Raw genomic sequence first — 9746 nt, 5'->3', positions numbered from 1 at the left:
CCCTCGATCTAGTCAATCCCAAGCATTTAAAAAACTGGTTCACAAGTTGTTGTTACTGTACCTCACTTACCTGAAAAGTGCTGTAATTGGCATAGTTATAAAGATTTTTTTCCAAAAAGCACAAATTATCTATTTCTTTGAAATAGGAATGGTGTCTTTTAATTGCGTGCTTCTTAACCAAAAGCATTTGAACTATAGAACATAGGTATATTACCATTTTTAGGCAATTATTCAAAAATCATGTGATAGATGCCTATATTTGACTACGTTCACATTGAAACTTTGCAGTGCTACATCAGGATAACGAAAATCCAGTGGTATTTCTGTTCTACGAGAGATGGGAGAATCGTTAACTGTGGCAAAACCACATGAAGGCAACAGAAGGTGCAGTTGCGTCATTTACATTGAATGAAATGACAAGATTTGAAAACGCCTGACATAGTGTTCAATGCCGAATACAAATGGAGATCGATAAAGTAATTTGCTACTGCACAACGCAACTGCCAGCCACTGCGCCTCCACTCATCTTTGTACTTTGTTCTGAATCTTATGCTTGGTTCACTTTGTAAGTTTCACTGTATCGGAGCAGGAAGCCCAATTAAACCTGTGATAATTCTTGTGCGTTCGATTCAGATTTATTGATAGGTCTTAACTCCAGCTTGTGTTGAGCAAAATTTTCAGCATAACGATTGGTTATATAGCGATTCAAAATTCTATCAAAAAACTTCAAAATCCTTTTCAGAGGTTTATTTTCCCAACCGAAACTCACGCGACGTACAAAAGGTTTAATTATTGTCCCACTACGACGCCATCCCAATTTCTTGTATTTATTTTTGAAATATCCATCTTCCGACAAATCCCACTTTTTACGGATATGCTTCAAACTATCCAAAGTCCAAGCATCACTCCAACGCAACATATAAAAGTGCATATCTGTCAAGTCCTGGGGAGGACCAGGTACATATGTAATTAGGCTATCAGGTTCAAAATATACCTTATCTCCAGCCTCTGCAACTGTCATGCTAAAATCAAGATGCTCTTTAGTATTTAACATCCCCTCATCCAGATAACCGATGCGCTCAAATATTTCTGTGCGAACTAGCACGCAATGGAATTCTGCCAATTCTGTTTCGGTACGTTGAAGCTGGGGACGTAAATCTGCTACTTGTTGACCTTGTTTGTACATCTTTTCGCGCAGATGTCGTCTACCGTTGACATCGGTAACAATATGGGATTCTCCACCTGCAAAATGAATTCTTTGATGTACTGGTTCTTTTTCACACATGAGAGGACCAACTACTGTTGCACCTGTTTCCTCTGCGCAGTTAACTAAAGCTTTGAGCCAATTTGGAGATACAACTATATCATTGTCAGCAAACAGCACATATTTAGTATCAACGTGGCTTAGACCGATATTCCGAGCGTGATTGGGAGATAGATAGTAATCTGTACGAATAACTTTAAAGTCTTTTTCTTGCGCCTGACTTTCTATATACTGTCGAACTTTCTTTGGGGAATTCCCATCAACATAAATTAATTTGAAAGGTAATTTTGTATGTTCGTAGATACTTTCTAGAGAGCGTTGGGTACAGCTAAAACGCTCCCTTGGTACTACTACAATTGTTACTTGTGGTTCTTGCATAGTTAGTAATCTATTGCAACACGCATTAATTATAATGAACAGTTTGGTAGAGGCTTCCTGAAGGAAGGATATATTTAATATTGGATTAAATAATACTGTGAAGAGATTAATTAGATGGTATGAAAATCATCATGTTTAAATATCAGTGTTAAATTAATATTTAAAATATTTTTTAATTTAAATATGATGACTTGCAAGAGATCTATCCAATGAAATCGAGGGATGAACTTTAGATTCTAAAAGTTGCTCGTAGACTGAAACTAACTCATCATTGAGTTTATTCATGTCATATTTTTCCTCTACTTTTTTTCGACCATTTTTCCCCATTTCCCCCCATAATTCTGGATTTTCTATAATCATCCGTAATTTTTCGGCTATCGCATTAGCATTACGTTCAGGGACGAGAAAACCAGAAATCTCATCCTCTACTAATTCGGGAATACCACCGTGGAAAGTACTAATTACGGGTAAACCCATCGCCATGGCTTCTTTTAAAGTATTTACGGGTGCATCTTGATTTCCATCAGCAGCAGTAACGCTGGGAGCAATAAAAATGTGGCTGCGATCCAAGATGTTAGCGATTTCTGAGGAATCTTTCCAACCGAGTAACTTTATGGTGTTACCAACTTTAAGTTCTGCGATGAGTTGTTGGAAATCTTTCATTAATTCGCCATCACCAATGATGTTATATTCAAGATTGGGATAGGTCTCAACTATTTTTGCTACTGCATGAATAGCATATTCTATACCTTTTTTTTCAACCAGACGACCTGTAGTAGCAATGTTAATTTTACCGTCGTTCGGAAATAAGCGAGACTTGAAAGCAAATTTTGAACAATCAATTCCCGAACCATGAACGACTATTTTGTTTGGGTCGCAACCAAGTTTTATGGCGCGATCGCGGAAAAAATTACAATTAGCAAAGAAGAAGTCTCCTTCAACAAAGAGTTCGTCATAAACGTCTTCTCCCTGTTCTTGAATATGTCGACTAATATCAATTCCACGAAAAGTAGTGATAATTTTACCGCTAAGTATGCCAGTTTGACGAAACTTTAAAGCAACAGGTCCAATTGTGCCAAACTGACAGTGAATAATATCATATGAGCGATCGCTAAGTAGGGGGATTGCTCTATATAATGCTTTTAATGAGGTAATTTGGTGACCGTATCTAAAAAAATTCAATAATTTTAAGCAGTCTAAAGAACCTCGTTGGAGATTATTGAAAATCAACCTCAGACCTTTGAGTAATCGCCATAGATAATTACCGGGTCGGGTTGGGGGATAATAAGTACGTTCCATCAGGCGATATTTTTCAACTGCTGGATGTACTTTAGGCATATTAACAGGAGGACCGTTCACTGCGTGAATATGAACTTCATGTCCTCGGTCGATTAATCCCGTAATCTGATTTAAGATAAATGCTTCTGAAATCACCGGGAAACGCCACACTAGAAAAGCTATTTTCATAGTTTGTTTTATAAAAAAATCTTGTAAGACCAATTTTTTAGTTTTATTAAACTTACTTTATGAAACAATACAGTTCAGTTAATGCTAAATCTCAAGATTGAAGTAGGTTGGCTTGACGCAGTTTAGCAAAGCGTTAACCCAACAATAATCAGGTTTTATTGGGTTGCGCTGTCGCTTAACCCCACCTACGAAAATACTTCACTGAACCGTGTTGGTTTATAAAAGAGAACAGAGAATAGGGAATAGGAACAAGGAAAATGTTCAAATAATTTATATTTTATCAGGGGTAAAATTATTTAAATTTGTTTTATTTATCTTTTAGGGTGCTAATAAAAAGTATTTGAATTAAAAGTGTTTGGATTAAAAGTATTTAGATTATAGCAAGTTGCAAGTAAGTTAGGTAAAACTGAAAGTTATACTTGAAGCAAGTTTCACTCCTGAATCCTGTCTCTTAAATCCTGCTAGAAAAGTGTTTAAACTAAAATTATTAGATGGGATAAATCACATCTTCGCTCAGAAAAATTTAAAACAAATAACTTTGAGCAAACTCAGGTTTATGAATTAAATATTTTTCTGATTCTGATGTATTCATTGCTTGTAAAACCGGGGGAAGCTCAACACTGGGATAGTGAATGGCGCTAATTGTTCCTGGTTGTAGATTTAATTTTTCTAAATTTTGGGAACTCATTCCCAAGATGTTACCTATAAGTTTCTTAATGGTTTCTAATTCAGCTACAACTAGCCCGTTAGATAACTTGTTTTCTGTGCTGATATTAAGTCTTTTCTTAATGATTTTGGTGTAATGTTGCAGAAAATTTGAAGAATTTGCTGACATTTGTGATGTAGCTGAATGATATTTTAAAATCTGTTGTCCAGTATGAAAGGAATTACTACCTTCCTCTAAAATACTAAAATCTAAAACAATATTTCTCAAACATGAAATTAATTTATGTTTATTAACTACATCATTTTCGGAACATACTAACAATAAACGTATACCTCCAGCACCCTCTTGAAGTTTGGGTATGGTATAACCCATATGAGAGTTTAGGTTCATTGCTTCGAGTTGTCCTGACTCCAAAGAATTACCCCTAAATTGCAATACACTAATGCCGCAATTTGATTGTTGAATGCAATGATAGCGTTTGGGTTCGATTCCCAGTGCTGCACTAATTAAAGCGCGGTTACTACCTCCATGGGCTACAACTAAAATAGTTTGACCAAAATGATTCCGTAGCAGATCCTGCCAAAATAAGCGAATTTTGCTATAGAGATCCACAAGGGGATAAAAACGAGAAATACTATCTACTTCATTATCTACTCGTTCAATAGATTCCATAAAAAAATCTTGGGGATTGTGCTTCCAAGTGTGATATTCTTCGGGAAAACTTTTCCGTACGTACTTAATCCCCAAACCTCGCCATTGCGGTAAATCTGTTTCCCAAAGTAGATCGCTGGTATGAATAATTTTTGGTTCAAAAGTATTAGCGATTGCTTGTGCTATCTCTTGGGCTGTATCATAAGATCGCCTTAAGGAACTCGAATAGATTAGATCCAGATTTTTGTTGTTTAATCCCAACTCTGCCAAGTAAATTCCAGTGTGTTGAGCATCAAGAATCCCATTAGTTGTTAATACAGAATCATTACAACTGCCTTGGTATAATCCAAGCCGATTATAAGTACTTTCTCCATGACGTAAAAGTATTATCCGGGTCTTGGAATCTTCCTTAATTTTCGAAGGCATAGGTATCTCCTCTGTATTTATCCTCACTTACAATATTTTGCAGCCGATACAAAGTTGCGTAGCAACCACCCAGGCGCATTAGTTCTTCATGAGTACCTTTTTCCCGTACGGTCCCGCTTTCAACATAGAGAATTAAATCTGCATCTTGAGTTGCTCTAAGGTTGTGGGAAATCATGAAAGTTGTTTGGTTTTTGGTTATTTGTTTGAGAGCAGAATTTACGCTGTACTCGCTAGCGCTGTCCAAACCGGTTGTTGGCTCGTCAAGAATCACAATTGGTGCTTTACGAATCGCCGCCCGAGCAATAGCAATTCGCTGTCTTTGACCACCTGATAATGTTGCACCGCGTTCTCCCAGAACAGTGTCATATCCCTGGGGTAATTTCATGATGAACTCATGGGCATTTGCTAACCGAGCAGCTTTCTCTACTTCTTTATCGGAAGCACCAATCTTACCACAAGCAATGTTTTCTCGGACACTAGCTGCAAATAAAACACTTTCTTGCAAAACTATGCTGATTTGTTGGCGCAATGAGTCCAATTTATACTCGCGAATATCCTGACCATCAATTAAAATTCGACCTTTTTGGGGGTCATAAAGACGAAGAATTAAACTGAGTAAAGTTGATTTACCATTACCGGAGGGTCCAACTAACGCTAATGTTTGACCTGGTTGTACCGAGAAGTTGATGTTTTTTAATAAAGTTCGCTCTGGATCGTAACCAAAGCTGACATTTTCAAAACGTACCGCACCAAAGAAAAGGTGAGCTTTTTTGGAATTTGGTAAATCTCGCACATTTGGTTCGTATTCCAATAGTTCGATTACCCGTTCTCCCGAAGCTACAGCCTTAGTTATTTGGCGGATTTGGTTGGATAATTTGCGTATGGGTTGGAAAGCATTCTTCAGGTAAGTGATAAATACTAAAAGTTCCCCTGGAGTTAATTCTTGGTGTTGTACTACTTGGGAACCGCGCCATAAAACAACAGCAACGATTATAGCCATTAATACCTTGACAGTTCGTTGTAGCGCAGCGGAAAGTCTTAAAGACTGAATAACTTCCTCTAAACTTTTCTTATTTTGTTCTACAAAGATACTCTGTTGGCGATCATGTAAAGATAGCGCCTGTATGACCTTAATCGCACCCATCGTCTCGCCAGTAGTAGAAGCTAAAACCCCTTCCGATTGGCGGTGTTGACTAGAAAAACTCCGAATTCTTATTAGTAGATGGGCATTTAAAATTATAAATAAAGGGAAAATTGCCATTGCTAGTAATGCAAGCTCCCAATTAAGCCAAAACATTACTATGGACATACCCAAAAGAAATATCAAATTTGTTACTAAGGGTAGAGCATTGCTAATAGCGACATTCCGCATTTTGTCCATATCGGTTGTCACCCGAGTAATCAAGTCTCCACTCTTAAATTGCTGGTGAAAAGAAAGAGACAAGCGTTGCAGGTGAGAGAAAAGCTTACCCCGTACTTCCGATAGGATTTGTACCACAACCATTGAAATACCGTAGGTACTGAGGTAGGATGCCATGCTAGACAAACCTGCTATCCCCACTATACCAACAGTCAAAAGACCAAGTAAGACCATGGTCGGCATTCCAAAAGCCCCTGCTGTTCCTGGAGAATTATTGTGTGCCGGGATTAGAATATGGTCAAATACATATTTAAGAGGCCAAGGTTCTAATAACTGCAATCCTGATTCAAATAACAACGCGAGAAATGAAAGTGCGATTGGAATTCTGTGTTTGCGAAGATAGGGAGACAATTTTCGTAATATTTTGAAAATTCCGGAGATAACTCCCTTTGTTGTTTTTTGTTTGCGTCGATTTTTCATTTTATTTATATCAGCTAAGTCATCAGGGTTGGGCTTTGATTCTTAAAATAGCCCGATGATTAAAAATGAAATTTAATAATTGATCATTGAAGGTTGACAATTAACCGTTGATACTTTGCTAACTCCCAAAAATTCTTCCAAAATATTTAGAGTTTTTTGTGAACCTTCCAAATCAAATAACTTGGTATAATTATCAATTTTTTTATGATTTAGAGATTCAATAATTTTTGCTGCGAGGTGATTTGATTCCAAGTAATTTGGGTCTACAACCTCTACGATACCTAGCTTTTCTAATTTATTAGTCCTAATTAGTTGTTCATTATCTTGGCTATAATGTCCAATAGGTGCCACAATGGAACGGACACCTGTGCGAAGAATATTCATTGTAGTGTTATAACCAGTTAAGCTGATAGAAAGCTCGGCTTGTTTCATATATTCAGCCAACAGGGAAGTATACTTTTTTAACTTAATATTTTTTTCGCTAGCAGCAGCCTTTTGTAACGTAAAAAATTGACTATCTGGCATAAATGGGCCAGTAAATATATGAATATTATGAGGAATCTTGTGTGCTAATATTTTACCGCTTTCGATAATTGTTTCTAATAATCCATAACCTAATCTCCCACCACCAACACTAGCAACAATAAAAGGTTTATCAACATCTATATCTAGCTGCTCGGAGGGTTTTTGTAAGTTTTCTGCCAATGATTGAGCTACAAATCCAGTATATTTTACTTCGCACTTAAGTTCTTGATATCTAGGGAAGTTATCTGGAAATGTTTGGAAACTTGGATCGGAATGACAAAGAATCAAATCAAAGTATTGGTTGATGAGTTTACAAATAATATCTGATTCTTCATTGAGAGTTTTTCTACCAATTACATCTCTAATGCTAGATACAATTTTTGTTTCAGGAGATGAAGATTTTACATGTTCTAGCAAGGGAAGTAATTCAAAGAATAATTTATGCCTGCCAAAGGGAAAAAATTCTGTGATTAAACAATCAGGTCTAATGCGCTCAAAAGCATTTATTAACTGATTTTTTCTGATTTCTTTGACTTGTTCAACACTTTGACAGCCTTCAGATATTTGAAATTTACCTTTCTCTAACCAAAGAGACGGCAGAAGAATTGATTCCACATTTTTGGGGATTTTGAAACCTTCTACTATCGGACCACCATTAATAAAGTAAACTTGAAATTTTTCGGCTAAACTTCTCACAATCTCTGTACTTCTAACTAAATGCCCCATTCCTGTCAAGTACTGGCAATAAAACATAATCTTTTTCATAAAAATTCTTCCCCGGATAAATATTAAAATTAGTTGGTATATCTTAGATGAAAGTTAATTAAATACAGATTATTAAAGTTACTTATTGGAGCGCAGCAACTAAATTTGATGATTCTGAATGGGAAGAAGTAATGTAAAAAACTTTACTTTTCTGTTCTTTCAAAGATAACAGCTGACCAATATAATGAGAAATTCTTGGAAGTGCATTAAGATCGAGTTGAATCTTAGGAGTGAGTCGGTCGAATGATAGCTGACTCAATAAAGAATTTGCAAGGGTGTCAGGGGTTAAATATTGTGGGTGAATCATTTTGCATAGCCCTAACCGACTGATTCTTGCTGCGCGCATTAATTGCTCTTTAGAAGGCTTAAACCTAGGTACGATAGTTGCAGGTTTTCTTGCCGAAAGAATTTCGCAGACGGTGTTATACCCACCCATTGCAACTACTGCATCTGCAGCCGCGATATAACTCATCAAATCATCTGTAAACTCTCGCATTTCGACCTGTGGATAATTGTCTGCTTTCTCAAATAAAGATTTTCTTCGAGATGCACACATTTCCGGACCGCAGAGAACTAGACTTTTGATTTTAAATTGGCCTTCCTTTGAGAAAAAATCCAAGCCGGCTAAGTAAGTATCGATTAAATTGTAACCGTCTTGTCCGCCACCGGGAGTGACTAAAATAAGACGTTCTTCTGCAGATATTGTTAATTCTTTACGGATCAGTTCTGCACTTTTAGAACCTGCTTTGCGACGAATATAACCACAATAACTAGTTTTATGGGCAATTACTGTTGGAAATTGATATTTTCTGCAAACATCGAAAACCTCAGGCATGCCTACAACTAAAACCCGGTCATAAAATTTTTCAACCGCTTCGTAGTAGGATTGGCTTTGCCATTCCAAAACAGTTTTTTCTGGAGTATCAAGAATATCGCGCAATAGAAGGACTAACTTCGTTTGGGGAAGAGAATTGTTGAGATAATGGATAGTTTCCTGTAACTCATTTTTTAATCCGTAGGGTTTTTTGTCCACCATCAGTAAATCTGGCTTAAAGTTAACCGCAGCAGATAAAATTAAATCCGATCTTAATTTGACTGTTTCATTGACATCTGTACCCAGATACTTGACTGAAACTTTGCCAATTTCACCACGATTAAGACAAGGAAGTTTAATGTAATCTAGACCTGGTGGTAAGCGAAACCCTTGCAACATCGGCGAGCCAGATATCAACAGTATTGAAAGATTATTTATCTCACTCAGCAGATGTTCGCATATAGCCAGCATCCTCCGAATATTCCCTAAACCAAAAGCATCGTGAGAGTAAACCATCAGTCTCATAGTTCGATTTTCCTCGATTTTTTGGACTGTTTACAAACTGCGATTTCTTACTAACTCCTGTTTTCTGTGGTAGAAATCTTCGTCATGTGAGAAATCTGGAATCCGGCAAATTACTTGTAGAAGAAAAGAGTCAGCCTTTAACCTTAAGGAAGGTCGGCTTGTATTTTGTAAGGTTTTTTATTGACCTTACAGCCTTTGAAGGCTGACTGCTTTCTGGGTTTTGGCTACCAGAGAAATACAATTGAACCGAGATTCTCTATATACAGATTCACAATTCGTGATGAGTTATGAATGAAGTTTTCATGAGAAGTTTCTCATAGAAGTCGTAGTTTTATACCGGTTTACAAGCTTCGGGGTTTACGCAAGTCCTGTGGTAAAGGGAAGAATGCTTAAGGGAGTAGAAATTCTGTGGATAACGACTCTG

7 protein-coding genes are annotated in these 9746 nt (G+C 36.9%); 1 reads left to right on the top strand and 6 read right to left on the bottom strand.

From position 1 onward, the window contains the following. A partial coding sequence (locus tag BC008_RS51985; RefSeq protein ID WP_235596031.1) for a hypothetical protein occupies positions 1-205 on the top strand: 205 nt, incomplete at its 5' end. 393 nt (positions 206-598) lie between these two features. Here BC008_RS51985 and BC008_RS44995 read toward each other — a convergent pair. The 6 genes from BC008_RS44995 to BC008_RS44970 form a co-directional block, all read right to left on the bottom strand. Continuing rightward, positions 599-1642, bottom strand: coding sequence for a glycosyltransferase family 2 protein (locus BC008_RS44995; protein WP_027846774.1), 1044 nt, complete (start codon positions 1640-1642; stop codon positions 599-601). A 177-nt stretch (positions 1643-1819) separates the two neighbouring features. Further along, positions 1820-3109, bottom strand: a complete 1290-nt coding sequence (locus BC008_RS44990) for a glycosyltransferase (RefSeq protein ID WP_027846775.1) — start codon at positions 3107-3109, stop codon at positions 1820-1822. A 523-nt stretch (positions 3110-3632) separates the two neighbouring features. Continuing rightward, the gene (locus BC008_RS44985) at positions 3633-4853 is read right to left on the bottom strand and encodes a histidine phosphatase family protein (RefSeq protein WP_027842358.1); all 1221 of its coding nucleotides are present in this window, start codon (positions 4851-4853) and stop codon (positions 3633-3635) included. Then, a complete protein-coding gene (locus BC008_RS44980) occupies positions 4837-6693 on the bottom strand; it encodes an ABC transporter ATP-binding protein (RefSeq protein ID WP_027842359.1) in 1857 nt (618 codons plus the stop codon). Before BC008_RS44980 ends, BC008_RS44985 begins: the two co-directional genes overlap by 17 nt. Positions 6694-6765: 72 nt before the next feature. Further along, positions 6766-7971, bottom strand: coding sequence for a glycosyltransferase family protein (locus tag BC008_RS44975; RefSeq protein ID WP_235596030.1), 1206 nt, complete (start codon positions 7969-7971; stop codon positions 6766-6768). Between the two features lie 94 nt (positions 7972-8065). After that, positions 8066-9322, bottom strand: coding sequence for a glycosyltransferase family protein (locus BC008_RS44970; protein ID WP_027842361.1), 1257 nt, complete (start codon positions 9320-9322; stop codon positions 8066-8068). Between the last annotated feature and the right edge of the window lie 424 nt (positions 9323-9746).

It is taken from the genome of Mastigocoleus testarum BC008, from assembly GCF_001456025.1.
GTDB lineage: Bacteria > Cyanobacteriota > Cyanobacteriia > Cyanobacteriales > Nostocaceae > Mastigocoleus > Mastigocoleus testarum.
This window is presented reverse-complemented; position numbering and strand designations above follow the sequence as displayed.

Coding starts and splice junctions, on each gene's coding strand:
- BC008_RS44995 (WP_027846774.1), bottom strand. CDS start 1,642: ATGCAAGAACCACAAGTAACAATTGTAGTAGTACCAAGGGAGCGTTTT.
- BC008_RS44990 (WP_027846775.1), bottom strand. CDS start 3,109: ATGAAAATAGCTTTTCTAGTGTGGCGTTTCCCGGTGATTTCAGAAGCA.
- BC008_RS44970 (WP_027842361.1), bottom strand. CDS start 9,322: ATGAGACTGATGGTTTACTCTCACGATGCTTTTGGTTTAGGGAATATT.
- BC008_RS44985 (WP_027842358.1), bottom strand. CDS start 4,853: ATGCCTTCGAAAATTAAGGAAGATTCCAAGACCCGGATAATACTTTTA.
- BC008_RS44975 (WP_235596030.1), bottom strand. CDS start 7,971: ATGTTTTATTGCCAGTACTTGACAGGAATGGGGCATTTAGTTAGAAGT.
- BC008_RS44980 (WP_027842359.1), bottom strand. CDS start 6,693: ATGAAAAATCGACGCAAACAAAAAACAACAAAGGGAGTTATCTCCGGA.